The sequence below is a fragment of the Brevibacterium sp. H602 genome (assembly GCF_051172395.1).
Taxonomy (GTDB): Bacteria; Actinomycetota; Actinomycetes; order Actinomycetales; family Brevibacteriaceae; genus Brevibacterium.
On record NZ_JBPIZD010000014.1, the window covers coordinates 72,499 to 94,796 of the forward strand.

Sequence of the window (22,298 nt, forward strand, 5' to 3'; positions counted from 1 at the left end):
CGGTTTCTGAGATGTTCATCAGCGTGTGAACCAGGTGAAGCCGTCATAGAGCAATCCTGTGGCGGCGAGCACAGCGATGACGGCGAGAACGAGCGAGGTCACAGTGTGCGAGACCTTCGACGTCTGGAAGCGCACGGCACGCGAATACGACATCGGACGATCGGTGACGTTGTGGCCGAACTGGGCGAAGATCCGCCAGTCCATGACGTCGATGAGCGACTTCGCGGCGAGGGTGAAGACGATGATGCAGCCGATGCCCATGAACAGCAGGAACACGAAGCCGAAGAAGCCGAAGTCCTTGAAGAACGTCACCACCCGGTCGCCGATGGCCACGGCGAAGGCGGAGAAGCCGTCGCCGAAGGGCAGGGCGTCGAACGAGTCGGTGATCGTGGACAGACTGATGTTGTCGCGCACCGTCTGCACGGACCCGATGTACATGAAGATCGAGGCAGCCAGGGCGACGAGCAGGTTGATGATCGAGATCGTCGCATTGTCCGGCCAGAAGTCCAGGTGCTTGATCGTATAGGTTGCCGAGAGAGCCACGCAGATGATCGCGCCCGTCAGCGCGCCGATGGTGGCCGGCAGAAGCAGATTGTTGAAGAACACGAAGGCGACGACGGCGATGAGAGCGGCGCCGAGGATGTAGGTGAACACAGCGACGGTGTCGCCGTTGGACGCGGTGGCAGCCCGTCGGTTGGCCTCGATCATCTGGCCGGAGTGCTGGACGTTGGCGGCGAGTTCGTTCTTCGTCGCCCGCGGCAGATCGGCGTCTGCGTCGTCGTAGCCCTGTGCGTCGTAGCCCTGCGCGTTGCTGGGCAGAACGCGGGTCGCATCGTCATTGCCCACCGGACGGGTCGTCTGGTTGTAGCCGGGCTGGCCGTAGGGGTTCTGACCGTACTGAGTCTGCGGGTAGCCGCCCTGGGCGCCGCGTCCGCCGGCGGGGTTCCTGGGCTGCCATCGTCCGAGCTTCGCTCCGATGAAGTAGATGACGAAGACGACGAGAGCCGCGAGGACTCCGATGGAGATGCCGGCGCCGAGCTCGTTCATAAGGGTGACTTCCTGGGGATGGACAACGGTGGTCTTCTTTTCAGTCTATGGACTCATGCCGCTCAGAGCACGTTCCGTGGCCCATGTGCGCGCGGTTCGGTGGCGATCTGCTCCGTTTTGGAAGGGGTGCGGGCGCGGTCGACCCGACAATCGCCACGTACCGCGGTGGTTTCGCACTGCAGCCCCGTCGTTCACGACTCCGTCCTGGCGCAACTCCGTCCTCGCGCACCAGTTCTGTCCTGGCGCGCGTGGTTCGTGGGTATGGTGGGGTCAGGATCCGCCCACCGACGTTCGAGGGAGACACGCGATGAGCAACCCACAGGCTTTCACCTCCGAGGCTCTGCCTCTCGATGAGCAGGTCGTGCTCGTCACCGGCTCCGGACGCGGCCTGGGTGCTGCGATCGCGAAGGCCTTCGCGCCGGAAGGTGCGGCGCTGGTCATCAACTACCGGTACTCGGCCGAGACTGCGGAAGAGCTCGCCGAGGCGGTCCGCGCTCGCGGTGGACGTGCCGTGGCCATCGAGGCCGATGTCACCGATTCCCGCGCCGTCGACGCCATGTTCGACACCGCGGCCGCCGAGTTCGGTACTCCCGTATCCACTGTGGTCAACAACGCTCTCGCAGACTTCTCGTTCAACGGCGATGAACGCCAACCGGCCGATGAGATCGACTATTCGGATTTCGCCGACCAATTCCGCGGTTCCGTCGAGGGCGCGGTCAACACGATCCAAGCCGCGATGCACGGTTTCCGAGAGCTCGGTTCCGGCCGTGTCATCAATATCGGCACCAACCTGTTCCAGGACCCGGTCGTGCCGTACCACGACTACACGGCAGGCAAGGCGGCGCTGCTGTCGCTGACCAGGACGTTCGCGAAGGATCTCGGTCCGGCCGGGGTGCGGGTGAACATGGTCTCCGGCGGACTGCTGCGCACCACCGATGCGTCCTCGGCGACACCCGAAGAGGTCTTCGACCAGATCGCGGCCGCCAGTGCGCTGCGACGTGTGACGACTCCGGAGGACTTCGCCTCGGCAGTGGTGTTCTTCGCCTCTCCCGCTTCGCGTGCGGTGACCGGCCAGAACCTCATCGTCGACAACGGCCTCGTCATGGGTTGAGACGGCCGACTGCGACGTGGGCGGGCCGCACCCACCAGAGTCGACGGAGGTGGGCGGAAGGCGGGATTCGCCTGCAGGGTGGCCCAGGTGCAGGAATCCCGTGCCGTTGAACCGGCGTGGACTTCAGAAGCGGTCGAGGAAGGCCAGAGCCCGTTCGTAGAGCAGCTCTGCGCTGTCCTCGCGGTAGTCCGGGGTGGTCGGGTCGCTGAACAGGTGGGTGCTGCCCGGATAGAGGAAGTACTCTGCCTGCGCACCGGCCTGCGTCGCGGACTCCATCAGGGTCTCGATCGTGCCCGGGCTGCGCCAGGAGTCATCGACGGCGAAATGAGCCTGCACCGGCACCCCGGCCCGCCAGCGCGTCGGCTTCGGGAAACCGCCGCCGTGGAAGAGCAGGACGCCGCGGGCGCGCGGATCGTTCTTGCCCATCTGCTGAGCGAGCGCGGCGCCCAGCGAGAAACCGCCGAAGACGAGGTCGTCGCCGAGGTCCCCGCAGGCGTTCTTCACCCGATCCACGAGGGTCGAGAACCCGACCTCCTGGGAGTGGGCGACTCCCGATTCTGCGTCGTCGAAGGTCCTGCCTGCGTAGACGTCGGGAGTGTGCACGGCATATCCGGCCAGGGCGAAGCGTTCGGCGATGGCATCCATCCCGGACGTCCGCCCCAGAGCCGAGTGGAGAAGGACAAGGGTGGTCATAGGCAGTCCTTTCGGCGGCTCAGCGGCTGTGTCCGCGGGGGATCGAGAACGTGTCCGCGCGGGCCGTGGCCCAGTCGTCGGCCCACTCCGTTGGGGTGTCATCAAGGAGCTCGCCGGGCTTCAGCCAGTCGTAGATGCGAGCATATGACCACGACTCGGAGGCCGAGACATTGCGTCGCAGCATCGTCGGCTCCAGCTCGTCGGGTGCGGCCGCACCCATCGAAGCCATGAGGCGGATCGCCTCGGCGACGACTCCATCGTGGTAGTTGCGCACACGTTCGGCCTTGGTGGGCACGTCGATGGCGCGCGCTCGCCGCGGATCCTGTGTGGCGACGCCGACGGGGCATTTGCCCGTGTGGCAGGCCTGGGCCTGGATGCAGCCGACGGCCATCATCATCGCCCGCGCCGAGTTCGTGAAGTCGGCACCCTGGATGAGGCGTTTGACGATATCGGTGCCGGTGGCGATCTTGCCCGAGGCGCCGACCTTGATCTGCTTCCGCAGGCCCGCACCGACGAGCGCGTTGTGGACGATCATCAGCCCCTGGGTCAGAGGCAGACCGACATTGTCCTCGAACTCCAATGGTGCAGCACCCGTGCCGCCCTCGGATCCGTCGACGATGATGAAATCGGGCAGGATCTGGGTCTCCACCATGGCCTTGACGATCGAGAGGAACTCCGTGCGCGAGCCGATGCACAGTTTGAATCCGGCCGGCTTGCCGCCGGAGAGCTCGCGCATCTGCCGGATGAACTCGAGCAGTTCGATCGGGGTCGAGAACACCGTGTGTCCGGGAGGGCTGATGCAGGTCTGGCCGACGGGGATGCCGCGGATCTCGGCGATCTCCTCGGTGACCTTGGGCCCTGGCAGCACGCCGCCGATGCCCGGCTTCGCGCCCTGGGAGAGCTTGAGCGAGACCATCTTCACCTGCGGGTCCTTCGCCTTCTCGCCGAAGATCTCGGGGGAGAATTCTCCTTCCGGGGTGCGGGCTCCGAAGTATCCGGTGCCGAGCTCCCAGATGAGGTCGCCGCCGTGCTCACGGTGATATGGCGAGATCGATCCCTCCCCGGTGTCGTGGGCGAATCCGCCCAGCGCCGCACCCTTGTTCAGGGCCCGGATGGCGTTGTTGCTCAGCGAGCCGAAGCTCATCGCCGAGACGTTGAGCAGCGAGATGTCGTAGGGCTGAGTGCACTCGTCACCGCCGACGCGCACGCGTGGTGGCCTGGGCGGATTGGGGATCGGCATGTTCGAGTGCATGAGTGCCTCGTAGCCGGCGCCGTCGACATCGCGCTCGGTGCCGAACGCGTGTTCGGAGTGAGTGCCTTCGGCTCGTTCGTAGATGGTGGTGCGGGTGTCGCGATTGAACGGGCGCCCGTCCCAGTTGCGTTCGATGAAGTACTGCTGGATCTCCGGCCGGATCGACTCCAGCAGGAATCGGGCGTGCCCGGCGATCGGATAGTTGCGCAGGATCGAGTGCTTCTTCTGCGTGAGATCCCATGCGGCGAGTGCGCCGAGTCCGAGGGCCGAGGCGGCCGCCGCCGCTCCGGCGATCTGCTTGCCTGCCGATTCGCCGGTGACCATCCGGACAATGGGGAATTGCCGTTTCATTGTGCCTCCTTGAACTGTCCTGACCTCGAGCCTAGACCCGGGAGGCGCAGATTTCAGGAAAGGCAGACCTGAGGCCGCCGTGAACTGTCGGCGAACCGCCTCAGAACAGGCCGTCGAGACGCATCAGTACATGAGGCAGAACCGTCTCAGAAGAGACCGCTGAGCAGCGTCGTGACGAGCTCGTCGACCTGCATCGAATAGGCGACGATGAGGGTGAATCCGGTGGCGATCCACGCGATCTCCTTGTCGTGGACGTAACCGCGCAGCGGCTCCTGCCGATAGCGCAGACCGCCGGCGAGGACGATGCCGAGATCGATGATCCACCAGATCCCCAATCCGCCGAGGCTGAGCAGCTTGAGTGCGCCCGTGAAGTACCGGCCCGTGTAGAACCGATCACAACCGAGGACTCCGAAGAGCATCGACAGCAGCCAGGTGATGACGAAGGAGCGGTTGCCGGGAACGTCCGTGTGCTGGCCTTCGGTCGGCGCAAGCGATTCCAGGGACGAGGTGGTGACACCGGGGGATGACGCAGCGGGGTACTGTGGAGCGGCTGACGGGTCAGAGGACGTGGCAGGGCGGTTCGCGGGGTCTGCGCTGAGTGCGGGAATCTCGCTGGTCGCCGTCATCGCTGGCACGTCCATTCACTGCTCGTCGAACTTCTGATCTTCAGCCTAGAATCCGCAGGACCGCCTCGGCGATGGGGTTATCCTCCACATCCTTGCGGTGTCCGGACTCACACGGTCCGGGACCCGGAATCGTTTGAGCCGCGAATGCCGGAGGCATAGCGTAGGGCTCATGAGCACAGGTGAGCCGAGTCCGACGAGCACTCGGCGTACCGTAGCCGCGGTCTTCCTCGCGGGAGTCTCCGTCTTCCTCGTCCTCTACGAGACCCAGGGCCTATTGCCGGCGATCCGTGACGCCTACGGAATCGACGGTCCGACGGCGAGCCTGACCGTGTCCGCGACGAACGTGGCCATGGCCTGTTTCCTCATTCCGTTCTCGATGCTCGCCCCGCGCGTCGGCCACGCCCGCCAGATCGGCGCGGGGGTGATCGTCGCGGCGATCCTCGCGCTCGTCCTTCCCTTCACTCCGACTCCGGAGCTGCTCATCGTCGTCCGGTTCCTCCAGGGGGTGGCGATCGCCTCGGTGCCGGCCACAGCCATGGCCTATCTGTCGCTTCGCCTGCCGTCGGCCGCGCTGCCCGGAGCGATCGGGGTCTACATCGCCGGAAACACGATCGGCGGGCTCTGCTCGAGGCTGCTCACCGGACTGGCGTCGGAATTCCTCGGCTGGCACGGCGGGCTTGCGTTCACCGCGGCAGTGTCGCTGATCTTCGGGCTCATCGTCGTCTGGCTGCTGCGCCACGACCTCTTCTCCACCGCCCGCAGCCGGGCCGTCCTCGACACGGACGTTTCCGATCAGTCAGACACGGATCCCACCCTCACCGAGGCGGCCGACCCCGACGCTGCCACCGCAGGTGACGACGCCGCCGATGCTTCCACCGACAGTGATGGTGCCGACGACGAGACCGAAACCGGGGACAATGCCGACGACGGTGGGGCTGGGAGCGCGCAGCCGCCTCGGCGAGCGATTCCGCTGCGCGGAGGTCTGTGGCGGATCTACCTCACCGGGTTCCTGTGCATGATCGTCTTCGGCGGATCGTTCACGATGCTCGGCACCCGCCTGCAGCAGGATCCGTGGCACCTGAGCGAGGGTGCGGTCGCCCTGTTCTTCCTCATCTACCTCGTCGGCACCGTCGTCACCACGTATTACGGCCGTTTGGCCACGAAGTTCTCGCGTACTCGGATCACCTTGGCGGGAATGGTCATCGCGCTCGCCGGTGCGGGGCTGACTCTGGTCGATTCGCTCGTGGTGATCATCATCGGCATGTCGCTGCTCACTGCCGGATTCTTCCTCGGACATACGGGTGCTTCCGCCGCTGCCAGTGCCGCCCGGCCGGGAGTCGATTCGACCCGTTCCGCGGCCATCTACCTCACCGTGTACTACCTGGGTACGAGCCTCGGCGCGTGGCTCTCGGCTGTCCTCTTCGCTGACTTCGCTTGGCCGGGTGTCGTCGCCATGTGCGTGAGCTCCCTCATCGTGGTCTTCGTCTTGACCCTGACCGGTGCTCCGCTAGGCTTCAGGAAACGCAGCTGATCGCTCGTTCAGTGTCGCCGGCGTCGGTGGACTGTCGCCTGCGGCAGCGTGATGTTCCCTACCCGCCGGTGGCTTCCGCGCCGGCGTCGTCGTCGAAAGGCCAGTTCATGTCCGAGACCACCAACTCGACCGTCGTCTACGCGATCACCGACGGCGTCGCCCACGTCGAGATCGACCGTGCCGACAAGCTCAATTCGCTCACCCGCGAGGTCTTCGAAGACCTCGTCGAGGCGGGGCTGGCGCTTAAACGTTCGAGCGAGGTCAAGGCCGTGGTCCTGTCCGGTCGCGGTCGTGCCTTCAGCGCCGGTCTCGACTTCACCGAGATGGCCCGGATCGCCGAGGCGGGAGCAGCGACCCGCTCATCCGCCGAGGAAGCGGCCGAGCGGGACGCCGGTGCCGGTGAGAAATCTTCCGCAACCGGTGCCGGGCGGTCGGGTGCCGCGGATTCCGTGGCCACTGTCGTCCAGGTCGGGGAACGGCTCGGCTCGGCTCGGGCCCTGGCGCAGAAAGCCGTGCACATCTGGTCACTCATCGAAGTTCCGGTCATCGCGGCCGTGCAGGGAGCTGCTCTCGGCGGCGGGCTGCAGATCGCCCTGGGGGCGGACATGCGAGTCGCCGGACGCGATGCGAAGCTCTCACTCATGGAACTCAATTGGGGGATCATTCCCGATATGTGCGGCACCCAGCTGCTGCCGCGACTCGTCGGACCGGCACAGGCGAAGAAGCTTATCGTCACGGCTGACACGATCGGCACCGACGAAGCTCTGCGCATCGGCCTCGTCGAAGAGATCGTCGAGGATCCGCTGGCCAGGGCTCGCGAGTTGGCCGGGCAGATCGCGGGCCAGTCACGGTCGGCGCTGGTGTGGGCGAAGCGGCTCGTCGACCTGTCCTATGACTCCGACTTCAGCACCGGACTCGACGCCGAACAGGAAGCGCTCGCCGCGCTGCTCGGCACCGACGAGCAGAAACAGGTCGTCGCCACTCGACTGGCTGCGATGAAGGCCCGCGCCAAGGGCTGAATCAGGAACCGCGGTCGGAGGGGAACTCCGGGCGGACGGGATCGATGATCCTCTCGGCGGTGACCGCCTCGGTGACGGTGGAATACTCCGCGAGCTCACGCAGCAGCACGAACGTCGGGCGCATGAGCTTCAGCCGTCCGGCTCCCTCATCTGCGAGGATGCCGGTCACCGAGCGCCACTCGCTCGTGTGCGCCTCCGTCGTCTGATGCTGGGCGGCGGCGAGTTCGGGAGTCGCGATCGTATAGAAGTACGTATCGAAGCGTTTGGGCCGACCCAAGGGCGTCACCCAGTTCGCCCACGGTTTGAGCCCGGCCGGGTCGAGGACCGCGCCCGTCTCCTCCTCGACCTCACGCACAGCGGTGGCGAGCAGGACGCGCCAACCCTCGGCATCCTCGGCGATGGTCGATTTCGACCATGCGGAGGTGTGCACCTGCGGATCGGGGACGGTGATGGTCGGTGCGGTCGTGTAATCGATGGGGTCGACGCGGCCGCCGGGGAAGACGACGACGCCGGCGGCGAAGTCCATCGTCGATACCCGGTGCTGGACGAAGACCTCGAGTCCGTCGTCCCCGTCGCGGAGCATGAGCACGCTGACGGCGGGCCTGATCGGGACCGCCTCGGCGTCGGCGATATCGGGACCGCGGCTCGCGCTGTCGGCGGTATCCGAACGGTCGGAGCCCTCAGGGTTGATGTCTCGAATCACGTTCAGCACCTTCGCTCTCAGCAATTGATGTCTTCATCCAGTATGCCGGGGCTCGGGCGGAGGGCCGACGGCGGGGTGGCGCGAGTGCGCGTCGGGCGGGCAGGATACGATGGGTGACAATCTGACATCCTCCATCGGAGGCCGATAACCCAACCGGTGACGAACAGGGCGGGCTGAACGGGCAATTTATGAGCAGTTTCGGGATCTATCCGTTCTTCAACATCAACCAGGCTTGGCCGAACTGGCTGATCATCATCCTGCTGCTGGTCGATCTGATCATCCGCATCATCGCGCTCGGGTGGATTCCGCACAATCGCCGGCCGTCGGTCGCGCTCGGCTGGCTGCTCGCGATCTTCCTCATCCCCTATGTGGGCATTGCGGCCTTCCTGCTGCTGGGCTCGGCGAAGCTGCCGAAGCGGCGGCGGGACAAGCAGTCGAAGATGAATCACCTCTTCCGCGATCAGATCCGCCACCAGGCGATCGTCGGGCGCCACGACCATATGCCCGAACCGCTGAGCACCGCCGCGCAGCTCAACTTCGACCTCGGCGCACTGCCGATGACCCACGGCAACTCCTTCGACCTCCACGTCGACAACCACGCCTGCATGGAGGCGATGGCCGATGCCGTCGACCGAGCACAGCGGTTCGTGCACTTCGAGTTCTACATCGTCGCCATCGATGACACGACGAGGCGGCTGCTCGAATCGCTGTTGGCCGCGCACCAGCTAGGTGTGAGTGTGCGGGTGCTCATCGACCACGTGGGATCGCTGGGCTACCCGGGGTATTCGGAGCTCGTGAAGAAGCTCGACCGGTCGGGCATCAGCTGGCGCCGTGCCCTGCCGATCCGCCCCTGGAAGGGCGAATACCAGCGTCCCGATTTGCGCAATCACCGCAAGATCCTCGTGGTCGACGGGGAAGTCGCGTTCACCGGTTCGCAGAACATCATCGACCGCACCTACAACAAGGCCCGCAACCGTCGGAAGGGCTTCCAGTGGAAGGACCTGTCCGTGGAATGCCGCGGGCCGGTCGTCGAAGAACTCGACGCCGTGTTCATCACCGACTGGTATTCGGAGACCGACGAGATCCTCGACGAACCCGACAGCTTCGAGCTCGAGGCCCCCGAATTCGGCGGCATCCAGGCTCAGATCGTGCCGTCAGGTCCGGGATTCGAAGACGAGAACAATCTGCGGCTATTCAATCACCTCATCTACAACGCGAATCGTCGTGTCGTCGTGTGCTCGCCGTATTTCGTGCCCGACGAGTCCCTGCTTCACGCGCTGACGACGGAGGCCAGATCCGGAGTCGATGTGCGTCTGTACGTCGGTGAGACGAGCGACCATTGGCTGACCCACAAAGCGCAGCAGTCCTACTATGACGAGCTGGTGCGCGCCGGGGTGCGGATCTTCATGTACCACGCGCCGACGGTGCTGCACTCGAAGTTCCTCATGATCGACGACGAAGTGTCGATCATCGGCTCGTCGAATATGGACGAACGGTCCTTCGCGATGAACCTCGAGGTCACGCTCTTCATCGTCAACAAGGAATTCACGCAGCGCATGTACGACCTCGAGGCCGAACGCTATGCACCGAATTCGGTTGAGCTCAATGCCGAGGAATGGCGGTCGCGGTCGCTGCTGAAGAAGTACGTGGAGAACGTCGCCCGGCTGACGAGTTCGCTGCTGTAGTCGCGCGGGGACGCAGCCTGCCGCCGCGGTGGAAGCCGCGGTCATCCAATGCAGTGGGATCCGCAAACAGCATAGAGAAAGGCGTATAGCCCAGTTTCAAAACTGGGCTATACGCCTATTTCTGGGCCGTAGCGAACTAGGTCGGGGTCGCGCTGTCGGAGGTGCGCGGCGACTCAGCCAGTCTGCCGGCGCTCAGTCGTCGGCGACTCCTGCCGGACCTTCGTCGTCGAGGTGACGCTCGGGATCGGTGATCGAGTCCTGGGCCTTCGGCGAGGGCTGTTTCGCCGTGGTGTTCGACTTCGCTGTTTCCTGCGCGGCCGTGGTGCTCTTCGCCGCCGTGTCTGCCTGCGCACCAGCCGAATCCTCGTCACCGTCGTATTCCGAGACCGGAGTGTTCGTGGCAGCAGCTGCGTTGACCTTGTCGGCAGCCGTCTGCACGGCATCGGCCACAGCCGGGGACTTCTCACGGATGGACTGGTTGGCCTTCTCGACGGTGTCCTGGACGCGCGGGTCGGTCCACAGTTCCTGAGCCTGGGCCTTCAGCCGTTCGTAGCTCTGACGCCCGGTGCGTGATCCCAGAATGAATCCGACTCCGAGACCGGCCAGGAGAATCAATCTCTTCTTCATGGTCTTGCTCCTCTTCGCAACTCGACGTCACCGTATTCGGCTCTGCTGTGCGACACAGGTCCGGGCAGCGATGTGGCAGCGCACGGGCACTGTGCCCTTGGGATCCACCTTATACCGAGTCGGGCCCGTACGGGTATGGATTCACATGCGTCGTCATCGCGGATTCTTCACGGCCTTCGGGTCGGCGCACGGGACGCGGGCTCGGCAGGTGGAGCCTTGGATCGGCAGGTGGGACCAGCAGCAGATCCCACCTGCCCGACTGCAGACTCAGCCGAGGCTCGGCTGCTGCTGGGTGATGCAGTGGATTCCGCCGCCGCGGGCGAAGAGCTCGCGCGCATCGACCCCGACGACCTTCCGTCCCGGGTAGACGCGCTCGAGCACGGCGGCCGCCTCGGCGTCCATCGGATCGTCGAAGGTGCAGGCGATGACCCCGCCGTTGGTGACGAGATGATTGACATACGAGTAGTCGACCCAGCCCTCCTCGTCGCGCAGCACCTCGGGGGCCGGGATCGGCACCACTTCGAAGGGCGTTCCGTCGGCGGTGGTCTCGGCCGCGAACTGCTCCTTGAGTGCGCGACTGAATTCGTAGTCCGGGTGTTCGGGATTGCGCTGATCGTGGACGAGGACGACGCCGGGGCTCGGCATTGCGGCGACGATGTCGACGTGTCCCCGGGTGCCGAAGGTCTGATTGTCCCGGTGGAGTCCGCGGTCGAGCCAGATGACCTTCTTCGTCCCGATCGTGCGCGCGAATTCGGCTTCCACATCGGCTTCGGTCAGACCCGGATTGCGACCGGGATCGAGTTGGACGCTGCGCGTGGCGAGCACCGTGCCTCGACCGTCGACATGGAATCCGCCGCCTTCGTTGCGCAGATCCGAGGACACCACGGGAGTTCCGGCGAGGCCTGCGACGAATTCTCCGATGTGCTCATCGTGATCCCAGCTCGCCCATTCCTGCGCGCCCCAACCGTTGAACACCCAGTCCACCGCGTGCAGGGCGCCGTCATCGTCGATGACGAAGCTCGGCCCGATATCGCGCATCCACGCATCATCGAGTTCTGCGTTGACGATCGTGATCTCGTGGTTGATCCCCTCGCCGAGGTGGCGCTTGGCGTGATCGGTCTGTGCACCGGTCACGACAACCGTGACAGGGGTGAATTCGCTGGTGGCGCGGGCAACGGCGGCCCACGTGGCGCGTGCGGCCTCGGCCTCGGCTTCCGTGTCGCCGAGCGCGTAGCCGGAAGATGGGAACGCCATCCAGACTCGGTCCTGGGCGGCGGTCTCCGCCGGCATGTGCAACGTCATCGTTCGTCCCTTCGCTGGTGGACTGTCGCTGAGCCGAGTGTAGCCAGAATCTCGCCGAGGCGGTCGACGGATTTCGCAGGTCCGTCTCCGCATCTGCCCGGTTCGGGGGAGTCCACGTAGCCATCTGGGACAGTGGGCGGCCACTGGAGTCCGTATAGTCTGGCAGGGAGTCACAGAGCTGGCCAGGACACCGAGCACACGACACCGGTCACAGAGCCAGCTTTCGATCGCGTGCGAAGGAGGCAGGAAGTGGAAGACCAGGATCTGCAGGAGATGTTCGGCAGGCGAGGGACGGGGCCGCTGGCCGGAACCATCGTCGCCGATTTCTCCCGAGTCCTCGCCGGCCCCTACGCGACGATGATGCTTGCGGATCTGGGCGCCACGGTCATCAAGGTGGAGGGGAAGACCGGGGACGATACACGTCACTGGGCGCCGCCTCGGCGAGGGGATGATGCGACGTATTTCCTCACAGCGAACCGGAACAAGCACTCCGTCGTCCTCGATTTCAAGGACTCCGACGACCTCGCACTCGCCCAGCGGCTCGCCGCTCGTGCGGACGTGCTCGTGGAGAACTTCAAGGCCGGGGGACTGGCGAAGTACGGCCTCGACTATGAGACGGTCAGCGCGGTCAATCCGGGCATCGTCTACGCCTCGGTGACGGGTTTCGGCCGCGACAACCCGCAGCCGGGCTACGATCTGCTCATCCAGGGTCTGTCCGGATTCATGTCGGTCACCGGCTCCGAGGAGTCGGGCCCGGTCAAGGCGGGCGTCGCCGTCGTCGACGTGATCACGGGACTGCATACGGCCGTCGGCATCCTCGGCGCGCTCAATCACCGGAAGGACTCCGGGGTCGGTCAGCTGGTCGAGACGAATCTGCTGTCCTCGGCTCTGTCCGGGCTGGCGAACCAGACCTCCGCGTACGTGGCCGGCGGCGTGACTCCGCAGGCCATGGGCAACAAGCACCCGAGCCTCTACCCGTATCAGCCGATGCCCACGGCGGAGGGCCAGATCATCATCGCGTGCGGCAATGACAAGCAGTTCGCCCGCCTTGCCGAGGTGCTCGGCCACCCCGAATGGGCGAACGATGAACGGTTCGCGAACTTCGCCGACCGCAACGTCAACCGCGATGACCTCGAACCCGAACTCATCGCGGCGCTGAGTGAGAAGACGAACCAGGAATGGTTCGACATCCTCACCGAGGCGGGGCTGCCGTGCGCACCGATCAACTCGATCGCCCAAGGTGTGGACCTGGCATCGTCGCTGGGACTCGAGCCAGTCGCCGAGGCGGGACAGGGCGATCGCGTCATCCCCACAGTCCGCAACCCGATCCGACTGTCCGAGACCCCGCCCAGCTACGAACTGGCCCCGCCGACGCTCGGCGATTCCACCGAAGCGGTCAAGGCGTGGCTGCGGGCGGCCGAATAGGCCTCGGGCGTGCGCCGAGTGCCGAGTGCCGCGTGCCGATGTTCGGGAAGCCGGTGGGTGTCGCATGACCATGACTGATGGTCTTCGTGTGTCTGATGACCGCGAATGATTCTGCCGCTGCCCGGGCAGGCAGTGCCACAGCTGAAGTACCCTATTGACTGTGCGTTGTCACCGAGAGATCTGCCAAGCGACCGATGAGGCGCGGGACCAGCGGTGACGGCAGTCGTATTCCCAAGAGAATTTCGGAACCGAGATGGACAATGAGCCGACCGAGGTCACACCTCGGAGACGTTCGGCGGTGAAACGGACCCTGATGGTCATCGCGATGGCGATCACAGGGTTCCATATCTTCGCCAGCTTCCTGTGGATCGCCCCTGCCTCGACGGCGAGGGAGGTGATTCCCGGTGACCTGCTCTCCAAATACATGATCCCGCTGTGGGGACAGTCGTGGAGCGTGTTCGCCCCCGAGCCGATCAACGGCGACTACTACTTCGATGTGCGCGCGGTGATCAAGACCGACAACGGCGAAGAGATCACTCAGTGGGTGCGGGCCACCGATGTCGAGCTCGACCATTCGACATACAAGCTGTTCCCGCCGCGGTCGGCGGGGCTGGGCGTCGGAGTGGCCTCGGACATCAAGGGCTCGTGGGAAGAGCTGCCCGACGATCAGAAGGCGATCGTCAAACTCGACTACTTCAAGGGCGACGATTCCGTCGACCGGCTGGAGACGAAGCTGAAGGACTACGACGACCCGGAGAACGCGATTCCCGCCTACCTGGAGAGCGAGCATCTGGCCACGGCATATGCGACGCAGGTGGCGAAGGCCATCTGGGGCGACGACGTCCAGCGCGTCCAATACCAGGCCGCCCGTCAGAACGTCGTACCGTTCGCCGAACGCAACGACAAAGACGCGAAGCGTCCGAACATCCAGCCCGTCCCCGTGGGATGGCGCGCACTCGTCGTCGAGGAGCACCAGTCCCAGGAGGAATTCACGAAGTACTTCTGTGCCTCGGACGAAGTGAGGTGCGTCGGTGAACAGTGACGACACGAACCGCACGGACCGGGACGATCTCGACGGCGAGGTCACGGACCAGCGGACCGGCACGGCCGCCTCGGCGCGGAAACGGGAGAAGGGCCACGCCTCGGACTCCGCGGACCGCGGAAACGATGGGGCCGCCTCGGTGAGTGATTCGGCGCCCGAATTCGGGCTGGTCCCGGTGACGACCCTGGTGCGGACGAAGCTCGCGCAGGGGTGGAACTGGCTCGAGGAGATGCTCACCGGCCGGTACCACGCGACGTACGGGCTGGCGGTGACGCGGATCCTCATCGGATTCACCGGACTCGGCCTCATCCTCACGAACTTCAGCGCGCGGCATTACACCTTCGGTGTGGGGTCGGCCTGGAACGGGGAGATCGCCGAACCCAAGAGCGACTTCCCGAACATCTGGCTCTTCTCCCTCTTCCACCGGGCGGTGACGACGCCGCCGCTGTTCACGGCGATGATGATCGGACTCGCGCTGCTGGCGATCGTCATCATCCTCGGCTGGCGCACAAGGATCGTCCTGCCGATCTACCTCGTGCTGTGGGTGAGCTTCATCGAGCTCAACGACGGGGCAGGGGACCAGGGCGACAACGCCTACCGGATGTTCATGATCGCCATGCTCTTCGCCGATACGACCCGCAGATGGTCCCTCGACGCCAGGCGGCGCGCGCGGAACCCGGAATTCCCGGACAACGACGGCGGCTCGTGGCGGTGGGCGCTCATCATGGCCAACAATCTGGCGATCGTCGTGCTCGCATTCCAGGTATGCGCGATCTACATGTCCGGCGGTCTGTACAAGGCCGGTGGCGAAGCCTGGCAGCACGGGTTCGCCGTGTACAACCCGCTGCATACCCAGCAGTTCGGCACGTGGCCGGTGCTGTCGGACCTGATGACGGCGTGGGGGCCGATGGTCGTGGCGATCTCGTGGGGATCGATCCTCTTCCAGTGTGCCTTCCCGTTCATGCTCTTCAACCGTTACACCCGCATCATCGCGCTGCTGGGCATCCTATCCTTCCACCTGGGCATCGCCCTGCTCATGGGCCTGCCGTGGTTCTCACTGACGATGATCGCCGTCGATGCGATCTTCATCCGCGACCGCTCATTCGCGAAGGTCTCCGCCTACCTGCGGCCTTGGTGGACGTCATCGGCGCCGCGGTCGGTCGGTGGGGCTTCGGGCGGTTCGGGTGCTCGCGGCGGCGGCGCGAAGGCCGGCTCCGCTGGTCGCGGCGGCGGCGCGAAGGCCGGCTCCGCTGGTCGCGGCAGCGGTTCGAAAGGCACTGCTGCGAAAGCCGGCGCGAGTGCCAAGTCGAAAGCTTCCGCCGGGTCCCGCAAGAAGTAGTTCGCGCGCTTCGACTCCGCACGCACCCGCGGCACGCAGCCTGCGAGCACCAGCGCAGCGGCGCACCAGCGCAGCGTCCAGCGGAAGCTGAAATGGGACACTCTGCTCTGAATTGCTCACCGAAGAAAGTGAGCGATCCAGAGCAGGGTGTCCCATTTCTGTGCTGTGCTGCGCTGCGGTCAGCGAAACAGCCCAGTTTGAGTTGAATAGCCTATGTTCAAACAGGTGCTATTCAACTCAAACTGGGCTGAATCCGCTCAGCACGCCCCGGCGGTGAGCCTTAGCGCTTGGGGCGCAGCTCCAGGCCGGTGGCTTCGGGGTCCTCGGGCAGATCGACGACCACGGTGTCCCCGTCGACGACGTCGCCGGCGAGCAGTGCGCGGGCCAGCTTGTCGCCGATCTCACGCTGAACCAGCCTGCGCAGCGGGCGGGCACCGAACGCCGGATCGTAGCCTTCGAGTGCCAACCAGTCCTCGGCCCCCTGAGTGACCTCGAGTGAAACCCGACGGTCGGAGAGCCGGCGCGACATGTGCGAGATCTGCAGATCGACGATCGACGCGAGTTCGGTCTGGCTGAGCGCGTCGAAGAGCACGATGTCATCGAGACGGTTGAGGAACTCGGGCTTGAACGTCGCATGCACGACATCGAGCACCTTGCTCCGCTGCTCCTCGGTCGAGAGGCTCTTGTCGACGAGGAACTGCGAACCGAGGTTCGAGGTCAGGATCAGGATGGTGTTCCTGAAGTCGACCGTGCGTCCCTGACCGTCGGTGAGCCGACCGTCGTCGAGGACCTGCAGCAGGATGTCGAACACGGACGGGTGCGCCTTCTCCACCTCGTCGAGCAGGACGACGGAGTACGGGCGACGGCGGACCGCCTCGGTGAGTTGGCCGCCCTCGTCGTATCCGACGTAGCCCGGAGGGGCACCGACGAGGCGGGACACGGTGTGCTTCTCACCGTATTCGCTCATATCGATCCTGATCAGGGCCTTCTCGTCGTCGAAGAGGAAGTCCGCGAGAGACTTCGCGAGCTCCGTTTTGCCGACGCCGGTGGGTCCGAGGAACAGGAACGAACCGGTCGGACGATCCGGGTCTGCGACACCGGCCCGCGAACGGCGGATGGCGTCGGAGACCGCGGCGACGGCGTTCTTCTGCCCGATGAGACGCTCACCGAGGATGCCCTCGGCTCCCAGCAGCTTCTCGACCTCGCCCTGGACGAGGCGTCCGGCGGGGATGCCCGTCCACGAGGAGACCACCTCGGCGATGTCGTTGCTGGAGACCTTGTCCGAGACCATCTGATCGGAATTCGCTCCCGCCTCGGCCTGGGCTTCGGCGGCTTCGGCTTCGGCGATCTCCTTCTGCACGGCGGGGATCTCGCCGTAGAGCAGACGGGATGCGGTCTCGAGGTCCGTGTCGCGCTGGGCCTTCTCGGCGGCCGAACGCAGCTCGTCGAGCTTCGTCTTCAGCTCACCGACCCGGTTGAGGCCGGCACGCTGGGACTCCCATGTGGCTTCGAGTCCGCGCAGCTCCTCCTCCTTGTCGGCGAGATCGGCACGCAGAGCACTCAACCTCTCGATCGAGGCGGAGTCGGTCTCCTTCGCCAGGGCCATCTCCTCCATCTTCAGGCGGTCCACGGCGCGGCGGAGCTCATCGATCTCGACCGGAGCCGAATCGATCTCCATCCGCAGGCGGGAAGCCGCCTCGTCGACGAGGTCGATGGCCTTGTCCGGCAGCTGCCTGCCGGTGATGTACCGGTTCGACATCGTCGCGGCCGCGACCAGGGCGCCGTCGTTGATCGAGACCTTGTGGTGGGCCTCGTAGCGTTCCTTGAGTCCGCGCAGGATCGCGATCGTGTCCTCGACACTGGGCTCACCGACGAAGACCTGCTGGAACCGCCGCTCCAGGGCGGGATCCTTCTCGATGTTCTCGCGGTACTCGTCCAGCGTGGTTGCGCCGATCATCCGGAGCTCACCACGGGCGAGCATCGGCTTGAGCATATTGCCCGCGTCCATCGAGGAATCCCCGCCGGCACCGGCACCGACGATCGTGTGGAGTTCGTCGATGAAGGTAATGATCCGACCGTCGGCGTTCTTGATCTCCTCGAGCACGGCCTTGAACCGCTCCTCGAACTCGCCGCGGTACTTCGCACCGGCGACCATTGCGGAGAGGTCGAGGCTGATGAGGGTCTTGTCGCGCAGCGATTCGGGCACGTCTCCGGCCACGATCCGCTGGGCCAGGCCTTCGACGACGGAGGTCTTGCCGACGCCGGGCTCACCGATGAGGACGGGGTTGTTCTTCGTCCTGCGGGAGAGCACCTGCACGACGCGGCGCACTTCCTTATCGCGGCCGATCACCGGGTCGAGCTTGCCTTCCCGGGCGACGGCGGTGAGGTCGATGCCGAACTTCTCCAGCGACTGCATCGTCTCCTCGGGGTTCTCCGAGGTGACCTTCTTCCCGGCACGCAGCTCGGGCAGGGCCGCGAGCAGTGCGTCCCTGTTGGCCCCATTCGCGCGCAGCGCTTCGCCGGCGCCGTCCTTGCCGGCCGCGGCGGCGAGCAGCAGGTGCTCGGTCGAGACGAACTGGTCGCCGAGCGCCGTCATCTCCTCCTGTGCGAGGTTCATCATCTCCAGGCCGGCGCGGGAGAGTCCCGGCTGGCTGACGGTGGATCCGCTGACGGTGGGGAACCCGCTGATCACGGATTCGATGGACCGCAGCACGGTCTGCGGGTCGGCGCCGACCTTCGTCAGCAGGGTCGCGGCGAGCGAATCGGGCTGGCCGAGCAGGGCCGCGACGAGGTGGGCCGGTTCGATCTGGTTGTTCTTCCGGGCGACGACGTCGTTGACCGCGGTCTGCAGCGCCTCCCGGGATTTGGTTGTCATCTGTGCGTCCATGTACGCATCTCCTTCTCAGAATCTGTGCTGATTTCAGCTCTCGAAAAGAACAACGCCGACAAAGTTGAGTCTATTCCGCTCAACTTTGAAAATCGAGAAGTATTTCGCCGCCCGCCCCTACCTCGTGATGACCGATTGGAGGTCGAAGCGGTGGAGCACGCGGTCGGCGATCTCCGGGTCGGTGCCGCGTTCGCGCCGGGCCTTGAGCACCTCGGCGCGGGCGGACTGCATGGCTTTCTTCTGCACGGCCAGCATCTGCTCCCGGTGTTCCTTGAAGGCCATCGCCTGTTCCGAGCTCGCCTGGTCATCGGTGGTTCCGCTAAGCTGATCGTGCAGGACTTTGAACCGTGCCCGCAGCGGTTCGATGACGTCGTCGGGCAGACTGTCATCGTTCTTGATCTCACGCATCGCGGCCTTGTAGGCGCGCAGAGCGATGTCCCTGGTCGCCTGATGTTCCTTCTCCGCCTCGTCGTCGATGCCGAGGAGAGCGACGACGGTCGGAAAGCTCAGGCCCGCCAGCACCAGAGTGAGCAGCAGGACCACCGCGGCCGCGACGACGACATAGGACCGGCCGGGGAACGGAGCACCGGAACTCGTCGTGGCCGGGATCGACAGGGCCAGGGCGACCGTGGCGAGGCCGCGCATCCCGCCCCAGGTCATCAGCGTGGCATCGCGGACGCTCAAAGGTGCGGCATCCGGATCCTCCTCACGTCGCTTGCGTTCGATGAGGGTGCCGAGCAGCAGCCATACGAAACGGACGGCGACGACGATGAGAGCGATGAGCCCGCCGACGAGCAGTGCGCGACCGAGGTCGGCGTGTTCGGATTCGACGATGAGGCGCAGATCGAGGCCGATGAGTCCGAAGGCGATTCCCGTGATGAGCATCTCGAGGACCTGCCACGTCGAATTCTGCGTCACCCGCTCCGCCGAGTTGCCCTCGACATCGCGGCGCCGCACCTCGAGGGCGGCCACGACGACGGCGATGACCCCGCTGGCGTGGAAGTGCTCGGCCACGAGGTAGACGCCGAAGGGCAGGACGAGCATGAGGGAGGAGCGAGCGATCGTGTGATCGATCTTCTCCATCACCCACCAGGCAGCGAAGGACAGGACGAGGCCGACGATGATCGCCACGACGGCGGAGACGACGAACGACACGGCCAGATCTGCGTAGTCCACCTCGGTGCCGGCCAATACCGCGGCCATCGCGGTCTGGAAGATGACCAGCGAAGCGGCGTCGTTGAACAGGCCCTCGCTCTGCAGGGTCGACATGATGCGGCGCGGGATCGACACGGTGCTGGCCACGGCTTCGACGGCGACCGGGTCGGGTGGGGCGAGCATGGCGCCGAGTGCGATGGCCGCGGCGATCGTGATTCCGGGGATGAGGAAGACCGCAGAACCGGCGACTGCGGCCACGGTCACCCCGACCAGCGCCACGGACATGCCGAGGATCGTGCGCCACCGGATCGCGAACAGCGCCCACGATGTCTTCTGCGCGGCGGCGAAGAGCAGGGGCGGCAGGAAGAGGGGGAGGACGAGCTCGGGATCGATGGCCACCTCGGCGAAGGTGGGGATGAACGCACCGGCGATGCCGATGAGGACCATGAGCGCCGGCCACGGAAGTTTGAGCTTCTGCCCCAACCCGACCACCACCGAGGTGGCGGCACCGAATCCGATGATCATCAGCAGTGTGGTCATGCCAGTCCCTCCGAATCGCTCCCACCGGGGCAGACGTGTCCGGAGGCGGGCGGAAATCGTCTGCGCAGATTCCGCGCCGGGCCCGGCGACCTTTGGCAGAATGAGGCTATGTCGGAATCAATTGTATTCGCGCAGCTCGACGACGGAGTCGCGTCCGTGACGATCAACCGGCCGTCCACGCGCAACGCACTGTCGCGTGAGGTCATGGAAGACCTCATCGACACCCTCACCGAGTTGGGGCAGCGTATCGATGTGCGCGCGGTCATCCTCATCACCGCCGGTCATGTGTTCAGCTCCGGTCATGATCTCACCGAGATCCGCGGGGCGGATCTGGAGACGCAGCAGACCACGTTCGACGCCTGTGCCCGACTGATGCAGCTCATCCAATCCATCCCGCAGCCGGTCATCGCGCAGGTGCAGGGTGTGGCCACGGCGGCCGGCTGCCAGCTGGTGGCGAGCTGCGATCTGGCCGTTGCCGCCGAGTCCGCCAGATTCGCAACTCCGGGAGTGAAGATCGGTCTGTTCTGTTCGACTCCGATGGTGGCCCTCTCCCGGGCGGTGCCGGCGAAGCAGGCGATGCGGATGCTGCTGACCGGTGATTTCGTGACCGCCGAGGATGCGCTGAAGTTCGGTCTCGTCTCCGATGTCGTCGTCGACGCCGACCTCGAGTCCGCCACCTTGGAATTGGCTCTCAGGGTCGCGTCCGCCTCGTCGGCTACAGTTGCCCTAGGAAAGGCCGCGTTCTACGAACAGCGGGAGCTGCCTGTGGCCGATGCCTATGCGCGGATGTCGCAGGTGATGGCGGACACTGCCGTCGCGGCCGATGCGCAGGAAGGGATCGACGCCTTCCTGACGAAGAGGGAGCCGCAGTGGCAGCACCGCCGCTGAGGCGGCGGGTGTGAAGATGAGAAAGGGAATGTCGTGGCGGTGATTGTGACCGGAGCCAGCGGCTTCATCGGTGGTGCCATTGCACGGGCGCTCGCCGACAGGGACGAAACAGTCTACGCGCTGTGCCGGCGAGATCCCGAGATCCCCGGGGTGAACTTCCAACACTGGGACATCACCGAACCCGCGTCCGCCTCGGTGACCTCCCTGGCCAAGAATGTGACCGCGGTCTTCCACTGTGCTGGAATCGCGTCCGTCAGCGCCGATGACGACGCTCTCTACAACGTGAAGGTGACGGGCACACGTCATGTCCTCGATGCGTTTCCGAAGGCCCGCATCGTCCACGTGTCCTCGACGACGGTGTACTCCGAGTCCGAACCCCACGCCGAGCTGTGGGAGGAAGCCGGGCCGAAGGACCCCAACGACTTCGCCGACGCATACTCTCGCACTCATGCTCTCGCCGAGCAGCTCGTCATGAGGATCCGTCCCGATGCTGCGATCCTGCGCCCCGCGGCCGTCTACGGTCCCAGGGAGACGATGCTCATGCCGTTCCTGTCGCGGATGTCGAAGAAGGGTGTCCTGCGGCTGCCCGGCGGCGGCAGGCAGAAGATCACCCTGACGCATGTCGACAATGTGGTGCGGGCCGCGCTCGCCTGCCTCGACGTGCCTTCGGCAGCGGGTCCCTTCAATATCGGTGACCCGATTCCGTACCGGCTCAAAGAGGCGATTGTCACTCACTTTGCGCGGATGGACTATGACCAGGTCGTCATCGAGGGTGTTGCGAAGGACAAGGCACTGGTGGCGGCGAAGCTCGGGCTCAAGATCAAGGGCGTGTTCAAACGCGGAGACCGCGCGAAGCTCTTCCTCGTCAGATACCTGCAGTCGGACCGGACGTACAACCTGTCCCGGCAGCAGCGGGTGCTCGGCATCTCGACCACCCAGCACCTCATCCCGTCTCGCCTGCAGTAGGACGCCAGGGCTCAGAGGCGGTTCCGGTTCGAGCCGCAGGTGCGCGTCTGCCTTGGGCCCAGGCCGCCGGACGTGTCAGACTGGCCCGCAGTTCAGCTGGGGTTGAGCC

At 65.4% G+C, this 22,298-nt stretch carries 18 protein-coding genes; 9 read left to right on the top strand and 9 right to left on the bottom strand.

All coding sequences use genetic code 11. From position 1 onward, the window contains the following. Window positions 1-18: 18 nt before the first annotated feature. Window positions 19-1,047: a hypothetical protein gene (locus ACSBQT_RS12025; protein WP_410709044.1), complete on the bottom strand. Its 1,029-nt coding sequence runs from the start codon at window positions 1,045-1,047 to the stop codon at window positions 19-21. 307 nt (window positions 1,048-1,354) lie between these two features. On the opposite strand from ACSBQT_RS12025, the gene ACSBQT_RS12030 reads away from it, so the two are divergent. Continuing rightward, window positions 1,355-2,158 carry a 3-oxoacyl-ACP reductase gene (locus ACSBQT_RS12030; RefSeq protein WP_435001837.1) on the top strand — a complete coding sequence of 268 codons (804 nt, stop codon included), beginning with the start codon at window positions 1,355-1,357 and terminating at the stop codon, window positions 2,156-2,158. 123 nt (window positions 2,159-2,281) lie between these two features. On the opposite strand, the gene ACSBQT_RS12035 is transcribed toward ACSBQT_RS12030, so the two are convergent. From ACSBQT_RS12035 to ACSBQT_RS12045, 3 genes are all read right to left on the bottom strand, one after another. Then, window positions 2,282-2,851, bottom strand: coding sequence for a dienelactone hydrolase family protein (locus ACSBQT_RS12035; protein ID WP_435001838.1), 570 nt, complete (start codon window positions 2,849-2,851; stop codon window positions 2,282-2,284). Between the two features lie 19 nt (window positions 2,852-2,870). Beyond that, a complete protein-coding gene (locus ACSBQT_RS12040) occupies window positions 2,871-4,454 on the bottom strand; it encodes an FMN-binding glutamate synthase family protein (protein ID WP_410709041.1) in 1,584 nt (527 codons plus the stop codon). A 146-nt stretch (window positions 4,455-4,600) separates the two neighbouring features. Further along, window positions 4,601-5,080: a TM2 domain-containing protein gene (locus tag ACSBQT_RS12045; RefSeq protein ID WP_410709040.1), complete on the bottom strand. Its 480-nt coding sequence runs from the start codon at window positions 5,078-5,080 to the stop codon at window positions 4,601-4,603. A gap of 169 nt (window positions 5,081-5,249) precedes the next feature. Between ACSBQT_RS12045 and ACSBQT_RS12050 the strand changes: the two genes are divergently transcribed. Together ACSBQT_RS12050 and ACSBQT_RS12055 are read left to right on the top strand one after the other, a co-directional pair. Beyond that, entirely contained in the window at window positions 5,250-6,611 is a 1,362-nt protein-coding gene (locus tag ACSBQT_RS12050; RefSeq protein ID WP_435001839.1) for an MFS transporter, read from the top strand. Window positions 6,612-6,718: 107 nt separating this feature from the next. Then, complete coding sequence (locus tag ACSBQT_RS12055) at window positions 6,719-7,630, top strand: enoyl-CoA hydratase-related protein (protein ID WP_435001840.1); 912 nt, start codon at window positions 6,719-6,721, stop codon at window positions 7,628-7,630. 1 nt (window position 7,631) lies between these two features. On the opposite strand, the gene ACSBQT_RS12060 is transcribed toward ACSBQT_RS12055, so the two are convergent. Further along, window positions 7,632-8,333 (bottom strand): NUDIX hydrolase, encoded by a 702-nt coding sequence (locus ACSBQT_RS12060; protein ID WP_435001841.1) that lies wholly within the window; start codon window positions 8,331-8,333, stop codon window positions 7,632-7,634. A 188-nt stretch (window positions 8,334-8,521) separates the two neighbouring features. On the opposite strand from ACSBQT_RS12060, the gene cls reads away from it, so the two are divergent. Continuing rightward, window positions 8,522-10,018 (top strand): cardiolipin synthase, encoded by a 1,497-nt coding sequence (gene cls / locus ACSBQT_RS12065; protein WP_435001842.1) that lies wholly within the window; start codon window positions 8,522-8,524, stop codon window positions 10,016-10,018. Between the two features lie 192 nt (window positions 10,019-10,210). Here the strand turns inward: cls and ACSBQT_RS12070 are convergent, their stop codons facing one another. Both ACSBQT_RS12070 and ACSBQT_RS12075 read right to left on the bottom strand, forming a co-directional pair. Continuing rightward, window positions 10,211-10,645 (bottom strand): hypothetical protein, encoded by a 435-nt coding sequence (locus ACSBQT_RS12070; RefSeq protein ID WP_435001843.1) that lies wholly within the window; start codon window positions 10,643-10,645, stop codon window positions 10,211-10,213. Window positions 10,646-10,912: 267 nt separating this feature from the next. Continuing rightward, entirely contained in the window at window positions 10,913-11,947 is a 1,035-nt protein-coding gene (locus ACSBQT_RS12075; RefSeq protein WP_435001844.1) for an agmatine deiminase family protein, read from the bottom strand. Between the two features lie 249 nt (window positions 11,948-12,196). Here ACSBQT_RS12075 and ACSBQT_RS12080 point away from each other — a divergent pair, with 249 nt between their 5' ends. The 3 genes from ACSBQT_RS12080 to ACSBQT_RS12090 all read left to right on the top strand — a co-directional run bounded on the left by ACSBQT_RS12080 (window position 12,197) and on the right by ACSBQT_RS12090 (window position 15,753). Further along, complete coding sequence (locus ACSBQT_RS12080) at window positions 12,197-13,372, top strand: CaiB/BaiF CoA transferase family protein (RefSeq protein ID WP_435001845.1); 1,176 nt, start codon at window positions 12,197-12,199, stop codon at window positions 13,370-13,372. 298 nt (window positions 13,373-13,670) lie between these two features. Continuing rightward, a complete protein-coding gene (locus tag ACSBQT_RS12085; RefSeq protein ID WP_435001846.1) occupies window positions 13,671-14,414 on the top strand; it encodes a DUF5819 family protein in 744 nt (247 codons plus the stop codon). Next, window positions 14,404-15,753, top strand: a complete 1,350-nt coding sequence (locus ACSBQT_RS12090; RefSeq protein ID WP_435001847.1) for an HTTM domain-containing protein — start codon at window positions 14,404-14,406, stop codon at window positions 15,751-15,753. Before ACSBQT_RS12085 ends, ACSBQT_RS12090 begins: the two co-directional genes overlap by 11 nt. 280 nt (window positions 15,754-16,033) lie before the next feature. On the opposite strand, the gene clpB is transcribed toward ACSBQT_RS12090, so the two are convergent. Together clpB and ACSBQT_RS12100 are read right to left on the bottom strand one after the other, a co-directional pair. Beyond that, window positions 16,034-18,640, bottom strand: a complete 2,607-nt coding sequence (clpB, locus tag ACSBQT_RS12095; protein WP_435001848.1) for an ATP-dependent chaperone ClpB — start codon at window positions 18,638-18,640, stop codon at window positions 16,034-16,036. Between the two features lie 117 nt (window positions 18,641-18,757). Beyond that, window positions 18,758-20,335 (bottom strand): Na+/H+ antiporter, encoded by a 1,578-nt coding sequence (locus ACSBQT_RS12100; RefSeq protein WP_435001849.1) that lies wholly within the window; start codon window positions 20,333-20,335, stop codon window positions 18,758-18,760. 108 nt (window positions 20,336-20,443) lie between these two features. Here ACSBQT_RS12100 and ACSBQT_RS12105 point away from each other — a divergent pair, with 108 nt between their 5' ends. Next, window positions 20,444-21,223: an enoyl-CoA hydratase gene (locus tag ACSBQT_RS12105; protein WP_435001850.1), complete on the top strand. Its 780-nt coding sequence runs from the start codon at window positions 20,444-20,446 to the stop codon at window positions 21,221-21,223. A gap of 33 nt (window positions 21,224-21,256) precedes the next feature. Continuing rightward, entirely contained in the window at window positions 21,257-22,189 is a 933-nt protein-coding gene (locus ACSBQT_RS12110) for an NAD-dependent epimerase/dehydratase family protein (RefSeq protein ID WP_435001851.1), read from the top strand. The last annotated feature ends 109 nt before the right edge of the window (window positions 22,190-22,298 follow it).

What these genes read in the sequence shown, in the direction of transcription:
- ACSBQT_RS12025 (WP_410709044.1), bottom strand. Translation starts at nt 1,047, where the DNA reads ATGAACGAGCTCGGCGCCGGCATCTCCATCGGAGTCCTCGCGGCTCTC.
- ACSBQT_RS12030 (WP_435001837.1), top strand. Translation starts at nt 1,355, where the DNA reads ATGAGCAACCCACAGGCTTTCACCTCCGAGGCTCTGCCTCTCGATGAG.
- ACSBQT_RS12035 (WP_435001838.1), bottom strand. Translation starts at nt 2,851, where the DNA reads ATGACCACCCTTGTCCTTCTCCACTCGGCTCTGGGGCGGACGTCCGGG.
- ACSBQT_RS12040 (WP_410709041.1), bottom strand. Translation starts at nt 4,454, where the DNA reads ATGAAACGGCAATTCCCCATTGTCCGGATGGTCACCGGCGAATCGGCA.
- ACSBQT_RS12045 (WP_410709040.1), bottom strand. Translation starts at nt 5,080, where the DNA reads ATGACGGCGACCAGCGAGATTCCCGCACTCAGCGCAGACCCCGCGAAC.
- ACSBQT_RS12050 (WP_435001839.1), top strand. Translation starts at nt 5,250, where the DNA reads ATGAGCACAGGTGAGCCGAGTCCGACGAGCACTCGGCGTACCGTAGCC.
- ACSBQT_RS12055 (WP_435001840.1), top strand. Translation starts at nt 6,719, where the DNA reads ATGTCCGAGACCACCAACTCGACCGTCGTCTACGCGATCACCGACGGC.
- cls (WP_435001842.1), top strand. Translation starts at nt 8,522, where the DNA reads ATGAGCAGTTTCGGGATCTATCCGTTCTTCAACATCAACCAGGCTTGG.
- ACSBQT_RS12070 (WP_435001843.1), bottom strand. Translation starts at nt 10,645, where the DNA reads ATGAAGAAGAGATTGATTCTCCTGGCCGGTCTCGGAGTCGGATTCATT.
- ACSBQT_RS12075 (WP_435001844.1), bottom strand. Translation starts at nt 11,947, where the DNA reads ATGACGTTGCACATGCCGGCGGAGACCGCCGCCCAGGACCGAGTCTGG.
- clpB (WP_435001848.1), bottom strand. Translation starts at nt 18,640, where the DNA reads ATGGACGCACAGATGACAACCAAATCCCGGGAGGCGCTGCAGACCGCG.
- ACSBQT_RS12100 (WP_435001849.1), bottom strand. Translation starts at nt 20,335, where the DNA reads ATGACCACACTGCTGATGATCATCGGATTCGGTGCCGCCACCTCGGTG.
- ACSBQT_RS12105 (WP_435001850.1), top strand. Translation starts at nt 20,444, where the DNA reads ATGTCGGAATCAATTGTATTCGCGCAGCTCGACGACGGAGTCGCGTCC.